The 19,046-nt window shown below is 48.8% G+C and carries 23 protein-coding genes; 11 read left to right on the top strand and 12 right to left on the bottom strand.

From position 1 onward, the window contains the following. Window positions 1–33 precede the first annotated feature (33 nt). Window positions 34–915, top strand: coding sequence for a protease HtpX (gene htpX / locus ESM_RS0102740; RefSeq protein ID WP_000984500.1), 882 nt, complete (start codon window positions 34–36; stop codon window positions 913–915). Window positions 916–961: 46 nt separating this feature from the next. Here the strand turns inward: htpX and ESM_RS0102735 are convergent, their stop codons facing one another. Then, on the bottom strand, window positions 962–2,335 hold the full coding sequence (locus ESM_RS0102735; protein ID WP_010376166.1) for an MFS transporter: 1,374 nt from the start codon (window positions 2,333–2,335) through the stop codon (window positions 962–964). Between the two features lie 176 nt (window positions 2,336–2,511). Between ESM_RS0102735 and kdgR the strand changes: the two genes are divergently transcribed. Then, complete coding sequence (gene kdgR, locus ESM_RS0102730; RefSeq protein WP_001262177.1) at window positions 2,512–3,303, top strand: DNA-binding transcriptional regulator KdgR; 792 nt, start codon at window positions 2,512–2,514, stop codon at window positions 3,301–3,303. Between the two features lie 154 nt (window positions 3,304–3,457). Here kdgR and ESM_RS0102725 read toward each other — a convergent pair whose 3' ends face one another. Then, the gene (locus ESM_RS0102725) at window positions 3,458–3,697 is read right to left on the bottom strand and encodes a YobH family protein (protein ID WP_001211005.1); all 240 of its coding nucleotides are present in this window, start codon (window positions 3,695–3,697) and stop codon (window positions 3,458–3,460) included. A 157-nt stretch (window positions 3,698–3,854) separates the two neighbouring features. On the opposite strand from ESM_RS0102725, the gene mgrB reads away from it, so the two are divergent. The 5 genes from mgrB (at window position 3,855) to rlmA (ending at window position 6,360) form a co-directional block, all read left to right on the top strand. Further along, window positions 3,855–3,998: a PhoP/PhoQ regulator MgrB gene (gene mgrB / locus ESM_RS0102720; protein ID WP_000714549.1), complete on the top strand. Its 144-nt coding sequence runs from the start codon at window positions 3,855–3,857 to the stop codon at window positions 3,996–3,998. Between the two features lie 74 nt (window positions 3,999–4,072). Then, window positions 4,073–4,360 (top strand): YebO family protein, encoded by a 288-nt coding sequence (locus ESM_RS0102715; RefSeq protein ID WP_001006870.1) that lies wholly within the window; start codon window positions 4,073–4,075, stop codon window positions 4,358–4,360. A gap of 659 nt (window positions 4,361–5,019) precedes the next feature. Next, complete coding sequence (locus ESM_RS01000000123875) at window positions 5,020–5,136, top strand: DUF2627 domain-containing protein (protein WP_032141266.1); 117 nt, start codon at window positions 5,020–5,022, stop codon at window positions 5,134–5,136. Window positions 5,137–5,175: 39 nt separating this feature from the next. After that, window positions 5,176–5,385, top strand: coding sequence for a transcription antiterminator/RNA stability regulator CspE (gene cspE / locus ESM_RS0102710; RefSeq protein WP_001062678.1), 210 nt, complete (start codon window positions 5,176–5,178; stop codon window positions 5,383–5,385). 165 nt (window positions 5,386–5,550) lie between these two features. Beyond that, window positions 5,551–6,360 carry a 23S rRNA (guanine(745)-N(1))-methyltransferase gene (gene rlmA, locus ESM_RS0102705; RefSeq protein WP_000010094.1) on the top strand — a complete coding sequence of 270 codons (810 nt, stop codon included), beginning with the start codon at window positions 5,551–5,553 and terminating at the stop codon, window positions 6,358–6,360. Here the strand turns inward: rlmA and mntP are convergent. From mntP to manX, 5 genes are all read right to left on the bottom strand, one after another. Further along, window positions 6,357–6,923: a manganese efflux pump MntP gene (gene mntP, locus ESM_RS0102700; RefSeq protein ID WP_001027737.1), complete on the bottom strand. Its 567-nt coding sequence runs from the start codon at window positions 6,921–6,923 to the stop codon at window positions 6,357–6,359. The two genes, rlmA and mntP, sit on opposite strands and share 4 nt — an antisense overlap. A gap of 417 nt (window positions 6,924–7,340) precedes the next feature. After that, the gene (locus ESM_RS0102695) at window positions 7,341–7,799 is read right to left on the bottom strand and encodes a DUF986 family protein (protein ID WP_000156311.1); all 459 of its coding nucleotides are present in this window, start codon (window positions 7,797–7,799) and stop codon (window positions 7,341–7,343) included. 54 nt (window positions 7,800–7,853) lie between these two features. Then, the gene (gene manZ / locus ESM_RS0102690) at window positions 7,854–8,705 is read right to left on the bottom strand and encodes a PTS mannose transporter subunit IID (protein ID WP_001516270.1); all 852 of its coding nucleotides are present in this window, start codon (window positions 8,703–8,705) and stop codon (window positions 7,854–7,856) included. Between the two features lie 12 nt (window positions 8,706–8,717). Beyond that, window positions 8,718–9,518 (bottom strand): PTS mannose transporter subunit IIC, encoded by an 801-nt coding sequence (manY, locus tag ESM_RS0102685; protein WP_000406934.1) that lies wholly within the window; start codon window positions 9,516–9,518, stop codon window positions 8,718–8,720. A gap of 62 nt (window positions 9,519–9,580) precedes the next feature. Continuing rightward, on the bottom strand, window positions 9,581–10,552 hold the full coding sequence (manX, locus tag ESM_RS0102680; protein WP_000150534.1) for a PTS mannose transporter subunit IIAB: 972 nt from the start codon (window positions 10,550–10,552) through the stop codon (window positions 9,581–9,583). Between the two features lie 316 nt (window positions 10,553–10,868). Here manX and ESM_RS1000000129355 point away from each other — a divergent pair, with 316 nt between their 5' ends. Further along, window positions 10,869–11,027, top strand: coding sequence for a protein YoaL (locus ESM_RS1000000129355; RefSeq protein ID WP_269471531.1), 159 nt, complete (start codon window positions 10,869–10,871; stop codon window positions 11,025–11,027). Further along, complete coding sequence (yoaE, locus tag ESM_RS0102675; RefSeq protein WP_000395006.1) at window positions 11,015–12,571, top strand: CNNM family cation transport protein YoaE; 1,557 nt, start codon at window positions 11,015–11,017, stop codon at window positions 12,569–12,571. Before ESM_RS1000000129355 ends, yoaE begins: the two co-directional genes overlap by 13 nt. Before the next feature lie 3 nt (window positions 12,572–12,574). Here the strand turns inward: yoaE and ESM_RS0102670 are convergent, their stop codons facing one another. The 4 genes from ESM_RS0102670 to pabB form a co-directional block, all read right to left on the bottom strand. Continuing rightward, entirely contained in the window at window positions 12,575–14,173 is a 1,599-nt protein-coding gene (locus ESM_RS0102670; RefSeq protein WP_010376153.1) for an EAL domain-containing protein, read from the bottom strand. A gap of 129 nt (window positions 14,174–14,302) precedes the next feature. Continuing rightward, entirely contained in the window at window positions 14,303–15,667 is a 1,365-nt protein-coding gene (gene sdaA, locus ESM_RS0102665) for an L-serine ammonia-lyase (RefSeq protein WP_000624308.1), read from the bottom strand. 183 nt (window positions 15,668–15,850) lie between these two features. Then, window positions 15,851–16,429 carry a CoA pyrophosphatase gene (locus ESM_RS0102660; protein WP_000456725.1) on the bottom strand — a complete coding sequence of 193 codons (579 nt, stop codon included), beginning with the start codon at window positions 16,427–16,429 and terminating at the stop codon, window positions 15,851–15,853. 3 nt (window positions 16,430–16,432) lie between these two features. Next, on the bottom strand, window positions 16,433–17,794 hold the full coding sequence (gene pabB / locus ESM_RS0102655; RefSeq protein WP_000854962.1) for an aminodeoxychorismate synthase component 1: 1,362 nt from the start codon (window positions 17,792–17,794) through the stop codon (window positions 16,433–16,435). 73 nt (window positions 17,795–17,867) lie between these two features. Here pabB and ESM_RS0102650 point away from each other — a divergent pair, with 73 nt between their 5' ends. Together ESM_RS0102650 and ESM_RS0102645 are read left to right on the top strand one after the other, a co-directional pair. After that, window positions 17,868–18,047: a YoaH family protein gene (locus tag ESM_RS0102650; RefSeq protein WP_000457337.1), complete on the top strand. Its 180-nt coding sequence runs from the start codon at window positions 17,868–17,870 to the stop codon at window positions 18,045–18,047. A 6-nt stretch (window positions 18,048–18,053) separates the two neighbouring features. Next, complete coding sequence (locus ESM_RS0102645) at window positions 18,054–18,506, top strand: pentapeptide repeat-containing protein (RefSeq protein ID WP_000618094.1); 453 nt, start codon at window positions 18,054–18,056, stop codon at window positions 18,504–18,506. A gap of 91 nt (window positions 18,507–18,597) precedes the next feature. Here ESM_RS0102645 and ESM_RS0102640 read toward each other — a convergent pair whose 3' ends face one another. Next, a complete protein-coding gene (locus ESM_RS0102640) occupies window positions 18,598–18,897 on the bottom strand; it encodes a DUF1889 family protein (RefSeq protein ID WP_001112001.1) in 300 nt (99 codons plus the stop codon). Window positions 18,898–19,046: the final 149 nt, after the last annotated feature.

The raw sequence follows: 19,046 nt of genomic DNA, 5'->3' as shown, positions 1-19,046 counted from the left end.
TGCGTTTTGTTAAACTGAGGTAAAAAGAAAATTATGATGCGAATCGCGCTCTTCCTGCTAACGAACCTGGCCGTTATGGTCGTTTTCGGGCTGGTACTGAGCCTGACAGGGATACAGTCGAGCAGCGTTCAGGGGCTGATGATTATGGCCTTGCTGTTCGGCTTCGGTGGTTCCTTCGTTTCGCTTCTGATGTCCAAATGGATGGCATTACGATCTGTTGGCGGGGAAGTGATCGAGCAACCGCGTAACGAAAGGGAACGTTGGCTGATCAATACTGTTGCAACCCAGGCGCGTCAGGCTGGGATTGCTATGCCACAAGTGGCTATCTACCATGCGCCGGACATTAACGCTTTTGCAACCGGTGCGCGCCGGGATGCCTCTCTGGTTGCTGTCAGCACGGGTTTGTTGCAAAACATGAGCCCGGATGAAGCCGAGGCGGTAATTGCCCACGAAATTAGCCACATTGCTAATGGTGACATGGTTACCATGACGCTGATTCAGGGCGTGGTGAACACCTTTGTTATCTTTATTTCCCGTATTCTGGCACAACTGGCCGCTGGCTTCATGGGCGGTAACCGCGACGAAGGCGAAGAGAGTAACGGCAACCCGCTGATCTACTTTGCAGTTGCGACGGTACTGGAGTTAGTGTTTGGTATTCTGGCGAGCATTATCACCATGTGGTTCTCGCGTCACCGTGAATTTCACGCTGATGCCGGTTCAGCCAAATTGGTTGGCCGTGAAAAAATGATTGCTGCGCTACAGCGCCTGAAAACCAGCTATGAACCGCAAGAAGCAACCAGCATGATGGCTTTCTGCATTAACGGTAAGTCAAAATCGCTGAGCGAGCTGTTCATGACCCACCCGCCGCTGGATAAACGTATTGAGGCTCTGCGCACGGGTGAATACCTGAAGTAAGATGAAATAAATACTCAAAAAGCGCGTCCAGGTTGACGCGCTTTTTTTATGCCTGGGATCGTGGCTGGGTGATCCGTAAACCACTAACACCGGCAGCGATTACTGCCAGAATAGCCGCGGTCATCAGTGAGACGTGCGTACCATTATCACCAAACTGATTTAACATCAGTGCCACCAACGCTGCGCCACTACTCTGACCAAGCAGACGAGCCGTACCTAACATGCCACTGGCACCGCCGCTACGTTCCCGCGGGGCGGAAGTAATAATGGTGTGGTTATTGGGTGACTGGAATAATCCAAAACCGGCACCGCACAAGATCATAGGCCAGATGATATTGATATCGGCAGGTGAAGCAGGCAAGAGAACCAGCGAAAAAAGCCCCGCCGCCATAATAAACAACCCTAAAGCTCCAAGTAACCCAGCATGCACGCGTTCTATCAGATAACCTGCCAGCGGTGCCATCACCATTGTTGCCAGCGGCCATGGGGTCAGAAGTAGACCTGTTTCCACTTCACTACGTCCGAGCACCGTTTGCAGATAAAAGGGCAGGGAGACCATTGCCAGCATCTGTGCGCAGAAAGAACAAATAGACGTGCAAATAGACAGTGAAAAAAGCGGAATACGCAGTAAATCCACTGGCAACAGCGGCACGGGAAGAGAAAGCTGACGACGAATAAAGAAAATACCAACGACAACCATTACCGCCAGTTCTACACCAATCAACGTCAGCGATTGCCCCTGAGCAAAACCACTCAACGCGGTAATAAGCAGACCAAATGTTAACGCGTTCATCACGGCGCTGGGCAGGTCAAAACGTGGTTTACTGGCACGAGAACCATTAGGTGGCAGAAAACGCATTGCCAGAAGCAGGGCGATAATACCCAACGGTACGTTGATTAAAAATAGCCACTTCCATGACGCGATGGAGAGGATTACCGCGGCGATAGTTGGCCCGGCAGCAGAGGAGACGGCGACAATAAACGAGTTAATTCCCATTCCCCGCCCCAGAAAACGCTGTGGATAGATTAGCCGGATAAGAGCAGTATTGACGCTCATTAGTGCTGCGCCACCAAAACCTTGTATTACACGCGCCAGAGTTAGCATTTGCAGCGAATCAGAAAGGGCACAGAACAACGATGACAGCAGAAATACGACCAGGCCGCATTTATAAATGCGTCGATAGCCAAACATATCTCCCAGAAACGAAAACGAAAGCAGGGAGACGACAATCGCGATTTGATAGGCATTCACCACCCAAATAGAACTGGCTGGCGTGGCGTGAAGATCAGTAGCAATAGTTGGCAAGGCGACGTTGGCGATAGCGCCGTCGAGGACCGCCATCGAAATACCGATAATAATGGTTAAAATCGCGCCGTATCGCTGAGGCAACGGCAGGCCATCGGCCTGAACTTTTGGCATAGGAATTTTATATCTTTGGATGATAATCAATAGGGTTATGATTCTAGCACTGATATTCACGGCGGATGTCGCAGAATTGTAACTAACCGGCAAAAGATGGATTGCGACCACCCAGGCGCGAAATTATAATAAAAAACAGTTCTGATTTTTATAAAACACTCGCAATGAGGTGATAAATGGCTAACGCAGATCTGGATAAACAGCCTGATTCTGTATCTTCTGTACTGAAGGTTTTTGGCATTTTACAGGCGCTGGGCGAAGAGCGCGAAATAGGGATAACCGAGCTGTCACAGCGCGTCATGATGTCAAAAAGCACCGTTTATCGCTTTTTACAGACCATGAAAACCCTGGGGTATGTGGCGCAGGAAGGGGAGTCGGAGAAATATTCTCTGACCCTGAAATTGTTTGAGTTGGGGGCTCGTGCCTTACAAAACGTCGATCTCATTCGTAGCGCAGATATCCAGATGCGCGAAATCTCCCGCCTGACGAAAGAAACCATCCACCTTGGCGCACTGGACGAAGACAGCATTGTTTACATCCACAAAATTGACTCTATGTACAATTTGCGCATGTATTCACGGATTGGTCGTCGTAATCCGCTTTACAGCACCGCGATTGGTAAAGTGCTGCTGGCCTGGCGCGATCGTGATGAAGTGAAGCAGATCCTTGAGGGCGTTGAGTATAAACGCAGTACCGATCGTACCATTACCAGTACCGAAGCGTTACTACCGGTGTTGGACCAGGTGCGCGAGCAAGGTTATGGTGAAGATAACGAAGAGCAGGAAGAAGGACTACGTTGTATCGCGGTTCCGGTATTTGACCGCTTTGGTGTGGTTATTGCCGGTCTGAGCATCTCCTTCCCAACGCTGCGTTTCTCTGAAGAGCGTTTGCAGGAGTACGTAGCTATGTTGCATACGGCCGCACGTAAAATTTCCTCGCAAATGGGGTATCACGACTATCCGTTCTGATTAGAGTTAGAACCTGTCTGTATAATATTCAGACAGGTTCTTATCTGGTGGGGGGTAAATAAAGTTACTGATGGCTGGCGTAATATCGTATACGTTGGTGATAAGTGTACGTTTTATTCATTGAGTTTAATGTGGGTATTTATACCTTAATCTATTAGCCATTATCGACGACGATATTGTTTTTACGTAACAGTGGGCAATCGGTTATCCCGAAAAAACCACTTTTAGTGTGCAGGTATTGTACCGTACTGGTATCCCGGGCCGTCAGATAGGTGCATTGCAACCCTAACCCAGCGGCATTTTCCTTGCTTCCAATCAGAACACCATATCCGCTTAGTAATAATCCTGTCCATACCAGTGCTATCAACATAATTGTGCGAATAATGAATCGCATTATGACCTCTTCTCTTTTTTGTTCGCTTAATCGTAGCGGTAATATGGGCTGAAGCAAGCGTATAGTTCCGAAAAAGCACGAATATCGACATGGTTAGGCGCTGTTTAACTAACGCATGATAGTTTAATGACATAAGGTAGGTTAAACGGAGAATGGAGTGAAAAAGTTTCGATGGGTCGTTCTGGTTGTTGCTGTGCTGGCTTGCTTGCTGCTATGGGCGCAGGTATTCAACATGATGTGCGATCAGGATGTACAATTTTTCAGCGGAATTTGTGCCATCAATCAATTTATCCCGTGGTGATATCATTTTTTCAGCAGTAGATTTCCTTCCTGTGTGGCAGTGGTAGAATGACACCTCTACTTAGAGGTGGTGAAATGAACGAAGTTGTAAATTCAGGCGTAATGAACGTTGCGTCTTTGGTTGTATCGGTGGTAATTCTCGCTATTGGGCTCATCTTGTGGTTTTTCATCAACCGTGCCAGTTCACGGACTAACGAACAGATTGAACTTCTTGAGGCATTGCTGGAACAGCAAAAACGGCAAAATGCACTGTTACGTCGTTTGTGCGAAGCAAACGAACCTGAAAAAACGGATGCGAATACTGCTGAGAACCTAAAAACGGCTGAAGATGAAGATATCATCCGCCTGGTAGCGGAACGGTAATCTTTCCTCAAAATTTGAGTAGCCCTAATGCTGATGGGTTACTCATCTTATCCGCACTATAGTGGTGCAATTGATTCAAATTAATACTCTGGTCTGACTTCGATTATTTATCGTGTTATTTATTTCATAATAGCGGTATCGGAAAAAGATATTAATCGCACTAAGCTATTGGGATGTTTACATCGGAATTGTGATCAATTGCGGTATTATTTATTAGCGAAACGTTTCTCCCTTCACTTTTTAGTAATTCATCAATTTTTCTTATTTTAAATTAATAATGAGCATTAAGTCTGGTTTCTTCATTTCACCTGTGTATGTTGTTAACTATCTGTTTTATTGGGTGAAGTTATATAACATTTTATTCGTTATATATCATAAAAAGTGATATCGCTCGCATTGCGTAATAACTTGTACTGCTGCTCTGGAAGAACTGAACTTATTGAACTATGTTAGAAACTGCATCAGGTCAAGTATCTGCGTGTAATGGTATGGTTAAGTGCATCGATATATCGGCACGTATTCCGTTGCATAAGTGTGCAAAAAAAGTGGAAGGCGTATCGAGATTTGTGCGGCTGATCGAGACATGTTTAAAAATGGCTTGCCATAATTAACGTTGTATGTGATAACAGTTTCGGGTTAAACGAGGTACAGTTCTGTTTATGTGTGGCATTTTCAGTAAAGAAGTCCTGAGTAAACACGTTGTCGTTGAATACCGCTTCTCTGCCGAGCCTTATATTAGTGCCTCATGCAGTAATGTGTCAGTTTTATCTCTGTAATGCCTGCGGGCGAAGAAAACAATCTAAGGAATTTTTCAAATGGCAAAGATTAAAGGTCAGGTTAAGTGGTTCAACGAGTCTAAAGGTTTTGGCTTCATTACTCCGGCAGATGGCAGCAAAGATGTGTTCGTACACTTCTCTGCTATCCAGGGTAATGGCTTCAAAACTCTGGCCGAAGGCCAGAACGTTGAGTTCGAAATTCAGGACGGCCAGAAAGGTCCGGCGGCTGTTAACGTAACAGCTATCTGATCGAATCCACTGATCTGAAGTGTAAACGCGCTTCAATCTCGCTATAAAGCCTCGTCGAATTTGCGAGGCTTTTTACTTTGTTTTATTTTCGTTCCTGTCCCGGATATTTGCCAGTCGTGCGATTCGCGTTACACTTGCGGCCTTTAGTATCCTGCCGGAGTTGTCATGTCATTTTCCTGTCCACTTTGTCATCAGCCTTTAGCGCTTGAAAAAAACAGCTATATCTGTCCCCAACGGCATCAATTTGATATGGCGAAAGAGGGATATGTTAATTTGCTGCCCGTTCAGCATAAACGTTCTCGCGATCCGGGCGATAGTGCGGAAATGATGCAAGCGCGGCGTACATTTTTAGATGCCGGTCATTATCAGCCGCTTCGCGATGCGATTGTCGCTCAATTGTGTGAATGTCTTGAGCAGCACGCAACGGCGATACTGGATATTGGTTGTGGGGAAGGGTACTACACCCATGCTTTTGCCGATGTCTTACCTGGCGTGACGACTTTTGGTCTGGATGTCTCTAAGGTCGCGATTAAAGCTGCTGCGAAACGCTATCAGCAGGTCACCTTTTGTGTCGCTTCCAGCCACCGTCTGCCGTTTTCTGATGCCAGTATGGATGCCATTATCCGTATCTACGCACCGTGCAAAGCAGAAGAATTAGCGCGAGTAGTCAAACCGGGTGGGTGGGTCATTACCGCTACTCCTGGGCCACGGCATTTAATGGAGCTGAAGGGTTTAATTTACGACGAAGTACATCTACATGCGCCCCATGCTGAGAAACTGGATGGTTTTGAGCTGCAGCGGAGTAATGAATTACATTATCCGATGCGCCTGCGCGGAGATGAGGCGGTTGCGTTGTTACAGATGACGCCGTTTGCCTGGCGCGCAAAGCCAGAGGTCTGGCAAGCGTTGGCAGCAAAAGAAGAATTTAATTGCCAGACGGATTTTAATATTCACGTCTGGCAACGAATAAATTAGCTGTGGTAGTGCGTCCAGAGGATCTGGACGCCAATGCCAATAAGCACCAGCCCGCCAAGAATTTCCGCTTTTTTCCCAATAATTGAACCGATAAAGCGGCCCACCATCATGCCTAATGTTGACATGATTAAGGTGGCGCAGCCAATCGCCAGCGCAGTCGCGATAATGTTCACTTGCAGGAAGGCCAGACCAACACCAACAGCCATTGCATCCAGGCTGGTGGCAATTGCGGTAGTCACCAGCAACCAGAAACCGTGACGACGACGCGGTTCTTCATCTTCATCATCTCCACCGCGAAAACCCTCAATAATCATTCGCCCGCCGAGGAATATCAGCAGTACAAACGCAATCCAGTGGTTCCACTCGAGGACAAAACGGCTGGCCAACATGCCCATCCCCCAGCCAATCAGCGGCGTCAGCGTTTCGACGGCACCGAAAATAAGGCCAGTTCGCAGAGCTTCAGAAAATTTCGGTTTATGGAGGGTGGCACCTTTACCGATTGATGCAGCAAAGGCATCCATCGACATACCAAAAGCAAGAAGAACAGTAGCAGTGATATTCATGACAATGTCCTGACCGGGGTATCCATAAAACACATCATCGCCCCCAGCAAACATGCACACACGAACGACAAGAAGCGCTCATGCAGGCATAGCGATTGATGTGCATATGGTCTCGCCTGACTGAAAATGTTCAGTCCGTACGCGCCACGTTTTGCAACGAGTATGTTGACACGTACATTTCCGAAGTCTGGAAATCGGCTACTCCCCAAATGAGGGCGCAACCTTAACATATTTTGAGAATATAAAACAACTGTCAGAATATATTATTCTATTGCTATTACTGATAACGATTTTCATTTAGATTTATATATCAATAAAACGTTAAAAATAATAACAAATAAGGGACGGCGTAATATAGCCTAAGCTATGTCTGGTTATTAAAAATACACTACACATAGCTTTGGCTAAGTTGATAAGTTATTGAGTTGAAACTAGAAGTTTATAAATCTTTTCCAGATCGTCGATATTTCGGACGCGGATTAACAAACGGCGCTGTTCTAATTGCATCACCAGTACACCATCTTCCGATAAGTTCATCGCTTTAATTCGGCTATATTCAATCCAAACATTGGCGAAGAAAAACCCTTTTTGTTTGAAGATGATTTTCGGAACCCGGATCCAGAAAGTATAAAATCCCATTAGCGCCAGTGCACTTAATAACCAGGTGGTTATTTGTGCGCCATGGCTGGTTACATTGTTATAGATAAGAATGACAATCAGCCCGACAAAGATAACGCTATCGATGCGACCGCGCCGGAGCAAAGGAATTGCCAGCAGGGTGGGGCCGTTGCGGCGGGGCATGATGAACTGATCGTATATCGCAAAAGCAAGCAGTGCGGCGATGAACAGAATCAGTACCAGTTCCGTGATTGTCATTAATCCTCCAGATAAAAAAACGGGGCCAAAAGGCCCCGGTAGTGTACAACAGTATTACAGTCCCAGCAGGCCGCAAGCGTAACCAGCGATACCAATGACGAAGAAGCCAACGATAATCCACAGCGGGTTAACTTTTTTGCGCAGCAGCCACATACAGGCAAAGGTCAGCAGCAGCGGCACCAGGCCTGGCATTAACTGGTCAAGAATGGTCTGGACAGTGGTAACGTGCTCTTTACCCGTCTGGTCGGTGATGCGAGAGACGACCAGAGGGATGTTGACATGTGTCCACTTGTTAACCAACGCCCCCATGACAAACAGGCCGAGAATAGACGCCCCTTCCGTCAGTTTTTGCAGGAAGCCGCCACCCATATCTTTAACGATATCGATACCTTTGGAGTAACCATACGCTACGCCGTAGTAACGTGTTGCCAGACGCACCAGGTTAAACAAGATAAAGAACAGCAGCGGACCTAACAGGCTGCCACTCATCGCGATACCGGCTCCCAGTGCTGCAAAAACCGGACGTACCGTACCCCAGAAGATCGGGTCACCCACGCCTGCCAGCGGACCCATCAGACCTACTTTGATACCGTTGATAGCACCGTCGTCGATCTCTGCGCCGTTAGCACGCTGTTCTTCCAGCGCCAGGGTTACGCCCAGAATTGGCGCAGCCACGAACGGTTGGGTGTTAAAGAATTCGAGGTGACGTTTAATCGCCTGTTTACGGGCATCATTGTTCTCAGGGTAGAGGCGACGAATCGCCGGAACCATAGAGAAGCAGAAACCCAGTGCCTGCATACGTTCGAAGTTCCATGAACCCTGGAAGAGGTTAGAACGCAGGAAGACGCCACGAATATCACTCGGAGTGAGTTTTTTCTCGGTGGTAGTTTTAGTTGTATCAACCATTTCGCTCACCTGTTAGTCCAGTTCGTTATCGAGATCGTTGTTACCAGCAGCCTGAACAGGCGCACCAGCTACGCGGTTATATTTCGGGCTAAGTTGGATGTAGAGCACTGCCATAACAGTACCAATTACACCCAGAGCAACCAGGTTAAAGTTGGTGAATGCTGCGGTTACGAAGCCGAGGTAGAAGAACGGCATCAGGTAGCCTGCACGCATCATGTTGATAACCATTGCATAACCAACAACCACGATCATGCCGCCAGCAATGTTCAGACCATTGGTCACCACTTCCGGAATGGCGTTCAGCATGTTCTGAACTTCACTGGTGCCTACAGACAGCGCAACAATTACGGCCGGGATAGCCACACGCATCGCTTGCAGGAACAGCGAAGAAACGTGGATCCAGGAAATTGCCGTCAGGTTGCCATTCTCAGCCGCCTTATCCGCAGCGTGCTGGAAAGCAACGGTGATGGTACGAACGATGATGGTCAGCACCTGGCCCGCAGCGGCCAGCGGGATTGCCAGCGCGATACCGGCACCGATGCTTTGATGACCTGCAATAACCAGAATGGTAGAAATGATAGAAGCCAGAGCGGCGTCAGGCGCAACTGCGGCACCGATATTCATCCAGCCCAGAGCGATCATTTCCAGAGTACCACCGATAATAATACCGGTTTTCATATCCCCAAGAACGATACCCACCAGGGTACAGGCGATTAACGGACGGTGAAACTGAAATTCATCGAGGATAGATCCCATACCTGCGATACAGGCTACGATAAATACCAGCACAATTTGAAGAGTGGTAATCTCCATTGTACTTCTCCTGTTTACGTAAGACTTAAGTGTGAAAACTGAGTGATAATCAACACAATACGTTACTTATCGATTTTGCTGATCAGATCCATCATTTTCAGTTTCGGATCGGTGGAAACCTTACGGACTTCCAGTTCGATACCGCGTGCATTCAGTTTCTTGAACGCTTCGATATCTTTTTCATCAACCGAAACCGCGTTATTCACCTGGGTTTTGCCCTGACGGAATGCCATACCACCGACGTTAACAGAGGTAATTTTCACGCCGCCTTCAACGAGGCGCTCAACATCTGTCGGGTTGGTGAATAACAGCATTACACGTTCGCCAGCATATTTCGGGTTGTTGTAGACGCGAATCATCTTGGCAACATCAACCACGTGTGCTGTTACGCCCGGAGGTGCGACCTGGGTGAGCAGTGTCTTACGAACGGTATCCGCAGCCACTTCATCACTAACAACAATAATACGGGAGACATTGGTTTCTTTGGTCCAGCGGGTAGCTACCTGACCGTGAATCAGACGGTCGTCGATACGCGCAAGGCCAATAACCATGTAGTCATTTGGTCCCATTGGTTTTGCCGGAGTTGGGGCCGCTTTGGGTGCCGCCGAAGCGGGGGCGGGAGCTGCTTTTTCAACCGGTTTGGCTTTCAGTGCTTTCACACCTTCACGGCCTGTTTCTACTGCCAGCGCCACCAGTTCATCAAAGCCCGGGTCATCATCACGAGCCATTAACGTTTCCACCAGCATTGGAATGTTAACGCCTGCGATCACTTCATAATGCTCTTTGTCGACGACAATGCGGCTGGCAGCATTGAACGGGCTGCCTCCCCATGTATCAACGAGAAACAGCACGCCTTTAGTGGTGTCGAGTTTTGCCAACTGAGCGTTGTACTTTTCGATCAGCGTTTCGGCATTTTCGCCTGGAACGAAATCGATCCAGCCGACGTTTTCCTGCTCGCCTAACAGCATCTCTGCCGTTTTAAGCAACTGCTCTGCAGCCCAACCATGTGTGCCTATAACAATAGCAATGGTCACTTGCTACCTCCTTTATTATTGTTAACACCTCAACGTGCCAGATGTATTTTTGAATCGTCGTCCACAATCGAATCGATTCAGATAAGGGTTACAACCAAAAACCCCCTGCGTTTCGCGATTTATTTTAGATATCGAAAAAAATATTTTATGTGATGAAGATCCGTAATTTAACTTTGGATTATCAAAATTCCGAAAGAGAAAATATTTTCGTCACATTTGTTTGCAAAGGAAGGTAAATCTTTGCCAAATCAGAGGTCTCTCTGATATGTTTAACTCCCGTTTAACAACCAAGGAGTATAGGGCAGCAGCCCGCAGTATGGATCGTCACCGACGTCATTTCAGCATCAGGCCTTTCAGCGCCTGCCTTTCTGGCACTTTTTGCCGCACCTTTTGTTTGCATTTTGTTGTTACGCCTGCATTATTTCTGGCGCCGAATAGCTATTCCTTAAGCAGGAGCTTGTCATGGAATTCTTAATGGACCCCTCGATTTGGGTGGGGCTACTCACGCTTGTCGTTCTTGAAATCGTGCTGGGTATCGATAACCTGGTTTTCATCGCCATCCTTGCCGACAAACTGCCACCGAAACAACGTGATAAAGCTCGTTTGTTAGGACTGTCGCTGGCGCTGATCATGCGTCTGGGACTGCTGTCGCTGATTTCATGGATGGTCACGCTGACCAAACCGCTATTTACCGTGATGGATTTTTCCTTCTCTGGTCGCGACCTGATTATGTTGTTCGGGGGGATATTCTTGCTGTTCAAAGCGACAACGGAGCTGCATGAACGGCTGGAAAACCGCGATCATGATTCCGGTCACGGTAAAGGTTATGCCAGCTTCTGGGTGGTAGTAACGCAGATTGTCATTCTCGATGCCGTCTTCTCGCTGGATGCGGTGATTACCGCAGTTGGGATGGTCAACCACCTGCCGGTGATGATGGCGGCGGTGGTGATTGCGATGGCGGTCATGTTGCTGGCGTCGAAACCGTTGACGAGATTCGTTAACCAGCATCCTACAGTGGTGGTGCTCTGCCTGAGCTTCTTGTTAATGATTGGTCTGAGCCTGGTTGCTGAAGGGTTTGGCTTCCATATTCCGAAAGGTTACCTGTATGCCGCGATTGGCTTCTCGATCATCATCGAAGTGTTTAACCAAATTGCGCGCCGTAACTTTATTCGTCATCAGTCAGCTTTACCGCTGCGTGCGCGTACTGCCGATGCCATCCTGCGTTTGATGGGGGGTAAACGTCAGGCGAACGTTCAGCACGATGCCGATAACCCGATGCCGATCCCTGTGCCGGAAGGCGCGTTTGCGGAAGAAGAGCGATATATGATTAACGGCGTGCTGACACTGGCGTCTCGCTCTCTGCGTGGGATTATGACACCGCGCGGCGAAATTAGCTGGGTTGACGCTAATCTCGGTGTTGATGAAATCCGTGAGCAGTTGCTTTCTTCGCCACATAGTCTGTTCCCGGTATGTCGCGGTGAACTGGATGAAATCATCGGTATCGTGCGTGCTAAAGAACTGCTGGTGGCGCTGGAAGATGGCGTTGATGTCGCAGCAATTGCCTCGGCTTCTCCGGCGATTATCGTTCCGGAAACCCTCGATCCGATCAACCTGCTGGGCGTGCTGCGTCGTGCTCGCGGTAGTTTTGTTATCGTTACCAACGAGTTTGGTGTGGTGCAAGGCCTGGTCACGCCTCTGGATGTGCTGGAAGCCATTGCCGGTGAGTTCCCGGACGCTGATGAAACGCCGGAAATCATTACTGACGGCGACGGCTGGCTGGTAAAAGGCGGTACAGACTTACATGCCTTACAGCAGGCGCTTGATGTTGAGCACCTTGCCGATGACGATGATATCGCGACGGTGGCAGGTCTGGTGATTTCTGCAAATGGTCACATCCCGCGTGCTGGCGATGTGATTGACGTAGGGCCGTTACATATCACCATTGTTGAAGCTAACGATTATCGTGTTGATCTGGTTCGCATTGTTAAAGAGCAACTGGCGCACGACGAAGACGAATAATCATTAACGAAATGGCATGATGGGCGTGATATGCCCATTATGCCGGGCAGGCGGCGGTTGGCTGCCCGCCAGCCATTTTGGGAAATCACGCAGTGGCATCGGCTGCGCGTACAAATACCCTTGTAAAATATGCACCCCATGACGGCGTAAATACTTCGCCTGTTCTTGCGTTTCTACGCCCTCCGCCACCAGTTCAATATTCAGTCTTTGCCCCAATGCGATGATGATATCGGTTACCGTCGAGTTAACCGCATCGGAACCAATTGCAGCGGTGAAAGACTTATCGATTTTCAGCACATCAGGGCGTAACGTTTCCAGCCAGGAAAACGAACTGTTGCCGGTGCCGAAGTCATCAATCGCCAGTTTGACGTTTTTACGATGCAGTTCGCGGGCAATCCGATAATCGACATCCAGTAAGGCATCGCGCTCGGTGATTTCGAGGATGAGTTGCTGAATCGGGTTAGCACTAAACCAATATTGATTGAGATCCTTCAATAACACGCCGCGGCGAAAATGGCTGGGGGCGACGTTAATCCCAATGTGAAACTGGCTGCTCATTGGAAAAACGTGGATTTGGCGGATGGTTTCCATCATCACATAACGGGTAAGCGGCACTATCAGATGATGTTCTTCCGCGATAGGGATAAATACATCTGGTGAGATCCACCCCTGACGCGGGTTATTCCAGCGCAGCAATATTTCTACACCAACACATTGCTGGCTACGAGCGTTTAGTAAAGGTTGACAGAATAGCTCGAATTCATGTTGCGCGAGGCCAAGATTAATTTCGCGCGAAAAACTCATTCTATGGGCGGTTGCCAGCCATGCGATGTAACCCACCAGTAAACTCAACAGTACCGCCAGTGGAAACTGGCTGGGAAGATGATGCAACGCCAGCGCTGTCGCGCCAGGGCCGCTAACGCTGATGGTAAAAGGGAAGTTCTGCGATGAAACCTGGTAACGTTCATTGCCATTAAGTGGAGGTAAAGCGTCAACCAGACCGTCACCATAGAGTAAATGGCGATCAGCCACCGTCAGGCTGGCGTTTCTAATTTGCGGCAACTGCGGTTCCAGTAACATCGTCGTCAATAGGTCAATGTTGATCATCTCCAGAACGCCATCGCCAGTATGTGATTGAGAGGGATACCACTGGATCAGCACTGGACTACCTTTAATCAATACGCGATCGGTGGTAAGGCGCAAAAGAGCCTGTGGGGCGGGCAAATCGGCCTGAATATCATGAACCGGAACATTGCGATAGCCAAAGATGCTGGAGCAGTAAAGTGTACCGTTTTGTACCAGACCAATAGAACGCACCGTTTGCAGTTTTGCGGCTTGTTTGCGTAGAGGCAAATGAGTGACTGAGCAAGGGAGGCCAATCAACGGAAGTAACATCTCGCGTCCCGCCTGAAGGGGTTGCAATATATTATCCAGCTCTTCAACCGCGTGATTGGCGAAAAGTATCACCCGCTGTTGATTTAAATTACGCTGTGAAATAAATCGCACGCTTAGTGTCGCCACAAGCGTAAAGAGTGCGCAAATTGTACAAACAATCATTCGATTACGGCGATAAGTTTTGATGATCCGTTGTGCTTTTTGCATGCGGGCCGCCCTGTAAGCGTATGGCAACAAACGCCTGACGCAACAGTGGAAGTGTAGTGGGGAAATTTACAGCAGACGAGAAAGCGGGGGAAATTCGCCCATCCGTTGCAGATGGGCGAAAGAAAAGTATTAGTCACACTGGACTTTTATTGCCAGACCACCGCGAGAGGTTTCACGGTACTTGGCGTTCATATCCTTACCGGTTTCGTACATTGTCTCGATGACTTTATCCAGCGAGACGCGCGGAGCACTGGTGCGGCGTAAAGCCATACGTGCGGCGTTGATCGCCTTCACCGATGCAATAGCATTGCGCTCAATGCATGGCACCTGAACCTGACCGGCCACCGGATCGCAGGTCAGACCGAGGTTGTGTTCCATCCCAATTTCCGCTGCCACACAAACCTGTTCCGGGCTACCGCCCAACAATTCAGCCAGGCCTGCGGCGGCCATTGAACAGGCTACGCCGACTTCGCCCTGACAACCCACTTCAGCACCGGAAATAGAAGCGTTCATTTTATACAACGCGCCAATTGCCCCAGCGGCCATAAAATAGCGGGTATAGATATCCGGGCTGACCGATTCAATAAAGTGGTCGTAATAGGCCAACACTGCCGGAACAATGCCGCACGCACCGTTGGTAGGCGCTGTCACCACGCGACCACCTGCGGCGTTTTCTTCGTTCACTGCCAGCGCAAACATGTTCACCCAGTCGATAACATTCATCGGATCGTTAGACAGTTTATCGCTGGAAACCAGCATCCGGCGCAGGGCAGATGCACGGCGCGGAACACGCAGCGGCCCAGGCAATACGCCTTCGGTATTCATTCCGCGATCGATACACGCCTGCATGGTCTGCCAGACATGCGCGAAATAGTCATCGATCTCTTTCTTACTGTGCAGCGCCAGTTCGTTCTGCATTGCCAGGCCGGAAAGGGAATAGCCAGTTTCATTACAGTACGCCAGCAACTCGGTTGCAGATTTAAACGGATACGGCACACTGACTTCGTTGGTGGCATCGTGACCAAAATGTTCTTCATCGACGATAAAACCGCCGCCGATGGAATAATAAGTTTTGCTGTAAACAACTTTATCGCCATTATACGCGTGGATCTGCATCCCGTTTTCATGCAGCGGCAGGTTGCCGTTATGAAAACGCATCCCATTGTCACGGGGGAAATCCACTTCATGCCGTCCCTGCGCTAGCAGCAGACGTTCGCGCTCTTCTACGTCGCGAATAAAACCGGGAATACTGTCGATATCCACGGTGGCAGGTTCGTTACCTGCAAGACCCATAATAATGGCGATATCGGTATGATGGCCTTTACCCGTCAGCGATAGAGAACCGTAAACGTCCACGGCAACGCGGGTAACGCTATCCAGTAAGCCTTTTTCGACCAGATCATCGACGAACTGTTTACCCGCCTTCATAGGCCCTACAGTATGGGAAGATGAGGGACCAATCCCCACCTTAAACATGTCGAATAGACTAATCACGATAATACTCCTGACAAGGTGACTGGACTTCCAGTAACGAACTAATAACAGCGCATAGTGTAAGAGGGAACGCGGCGATCGGCTTAACTATTCACATGAATTAAACTAATCAAAAACCGCGATTTAACTAATATTGCGATGATTGTCTCAAGTAGTGTTTTGTAGATGTAAAGATAAGTATAGTCAGGGTTTCACACCAATTTGCAGCGCCAGCTCACGAATTATGCCTGCGGTCATTCCCCATACAAAATACTGTTCGTACCAGGAAAGCCATACCCGATGTGAATCGCCACGGCGGTAGATATCTAAAGGGTGATAGCGCCCCAGATGTAATGCCTGAGCGAGCGGCATTTCAAACACAGCGGAGACTTCATCTTCACTGGCGCGATAGGGTAAATCGGGCGGGATAATACCGACGACTGGGGTTACCTGGTAACCCGTTACGCTATCGACGGGCGGCAGCACGCCGATAACTTCAACGGCTGAAGGCGGTATAGCGACTTCTTCTTCGGCTTCGCGTAGCGCGGCGGCGATAACTGACGCGTCGGTGTCATCTACTGCGCCACCTGGAAACGCCACCTGTCCGGCATGTTTACGCAGGTGAATTGAACGCTGAGTAAGTAACAAACCCGGTTGCGGTCGGCGCACGATGGGGATTAACACAGCAGCCTGACGATGATTTAAGGTTTCCCGGTTAATTTGCGGGCGCAAAAGTTGAAAGCGTGATAAAAAATCATCAAGCGTCAGGCTACGGTATTCCACGTCTTACTTCTCCAGTTGCTTCAGAATACGATTAACTTTATCAAAAGTTTCCTGATATTCCGCCTCTTCCTGGCTATCGGCGACAATACCGCCGCCCGCAGAGCAGTAAATTTGCCCGTTAACCGCGGTCAGGGTGCGGATAGTGATGCTGGTGTCCATATTGCCGCAAAAACTTAAATAGCCAATGCTGCCACACCAGGCGTTGCGTCGCTGAGGTTCCAGTTCGTCGATAATTTCCATTGCCCGTACTTTCGGTGCGCCGGTGATTGAGCCTCCGGGAAAAGCCGCGCGCAGCAGATCGCTGGCATGCAACTGCTCGGGAAGGCGTGCCGTTATGGTGCTGACCAGATGATGCACTGCAGGGAAAGGCTCCACCACGAACAGCTCTGGCACTTTTACCGAACCTGCGACGGCAACACGGCCAATATCATTACGCATTAAATCGACAATCATCAGGTTTTCGGCGCGATCTTTCGGTGAGTTCGCCAGTTTTTCTGCCTGTTTGCTATCTTCCTGAGGATCGGCCAGACGCGGCAGAGTGCCTTTAATCGGACGGGTCTGGATCTCACCATCAGCACAAAGAATAAAACGTTCTGGCGAGAGGCTTAAAATCGCACCTTGCTCCAGGCGCAGGAAGGCACTAAATGGTGCACGGTTGGCCTGGTTGAGTTTAACGAACGCCAGCCACTCATCACCAGAATAGGTAGCTTGAAAACGCTGGGCAAGATTCACCTGGTAACAATCGCCGCTGTGCAGATATTCCTGCACCTGGCGAAATTTCTCGCCATACTGTTCGCGGCTCATATTAGATTGCCAGGCAGAGGTTAGCGTGAAATCACCCTGCGGTGTAATTTGCTGGTTTTCCAGCCACGCCAGACGGGCATTGACATCATTATGACTCAGCAAAGAAACAACCCGGCGCTGGTGGTCGACAATCAACGCCCAGTCGTAGATACCTACCGCCATATCAGGAAGGTTGATATCTCTCAGCGCCAATTCCGGCAGGGACTCAAAACGGCGGCCCAGGTCATAGCCAAATAAACCCAGTGCGCCACCCTGAAATGGCAAATTACAATTATGCAACGGGTGAATGTTTGCATGCTCCAGCGCCTGTTGGAGTACCTTTAACGGGTCATCAGTGGTCGTTGTACGGGTTTCTCCTTCACACACCACGGTTTCATTACCGTGAGTTGTTAAGGTGCAAACGGGGTCTGCCACCACAATATCAAACCGACTATGCGGATGATCGGCATAGCCGGAGTGCAAAAGCATCGCCCACGGCAAGTGGCTCAAGCGGGAGAAATAAAATTCAGCGGCGTCCTGACGCCAGGGTAAAGTAATCACAGCGGGAGATAACGTCTTCATTAGTCCTGACTCTACTGGCTATGTGCCGGGTAGCATGAAATAATTAGCGCCAACAATTTAGCAGGAGTTAACAATGTTTGCAGGTTTACCTTCACTCACCCATGAACAGCAGCAAAAAGCCGTTGAGCGGATTCAGGAATTGATGACACAGGGGATGAGCAGCGGTCAGGCAATCGCACTGGTAGCCGAAGAGTTACGCGCCAACCATTCCGGCGAACGGATTGTGGCGCGTTTTGAGGATGAAGACGAGTAATACACAATGATCCGTATCGATTTCGTCACGGATGACGTTCTGTATCTTGATACGGATAGCCTCATCGGCTGGGATTTTTCCGGCATGAATTTACATCGCGCTATTTTTGATGGCATGTGTCTGGATGGTGCTCGGTTTAATGATGCGCATCTGCGTAATATCAGTTTTATCACATCCTCCCTTATTGGGGCCGACCTCTCGTCTGCCGCCCTGATGTGTGCCTGGCTAAATCACGCCGATCTGACGAATTGTAATTTTTATCAGTCACGCCCCATTGCTGCTGATTTTAGACATTCACGACTTTGTGGGGCAGATTTTACCGCTGCCGATTTAAGAGGTGCTAATTTCGCTGGGACAGATCTTCAGAATGTTTGTTTCAACGGGGTGCATTATGACAAGCGAACCATTTGGCCTGCAGCGTTTGAACCAAAGAAACGCGGGGCTGTTTTGCTTGATTGAATTCAGCGGTTTTATTGATAACGAGAAAAAAGGACGCTTTTCTAAGATCAATGAAAGCGTCCGGATTGATTTTTAGTGCTGGAGTTTTGACTCACACAAGGGCTTTAAGTTCTTCCTGCATATAAGACGAGAAGTATTCAGGGTTTTTAATCACCACGCGTTCACCAGACTCCATTTTTTTTGCCCAGCCAACCATTTTTTCCGTGAATCCAGGATTCCAGCCTTCCTGTTCAGCTCGCGCAGTAATATCGGTGGCCGTCGCGGGTACACCCAGAGCATGCAAATATTTAAATATTCCCTTCGCCGTACTTTCATTCATAGAGCTGGGGGTTGGTGCTGATATATCCATAGCACTAATGAAATCCAGGGCTTTATCTATTACAGCAGGCATATTCTTGTCCTTAAATTAACCACGTTTTCGATAAGGCTATATATGACATTAAATTGTGCCTAATATCAAAAGGATTATGACGAATATCTCATTCGTTAACCTGTTGACATTCAGGTATTTTAAAGGTAGCAGGTCATGGTGGGTTATCT

Origin of the sequence: Escherichia sp. TW09308 (assembly GCF_000208565.1) — a bacterium.
GTDB classification, from domain to species: Bacteria; Pseudomonadota; Gammaproteobacteria; order Enterobacterales; family Enterobacteriaceae; genus Escherichia; species Escherichia marmotae.
Note: the sequence above shows the minus strand (reverse complement) of the source record. Positions and strands in the feature narration are given on the sequence as shown.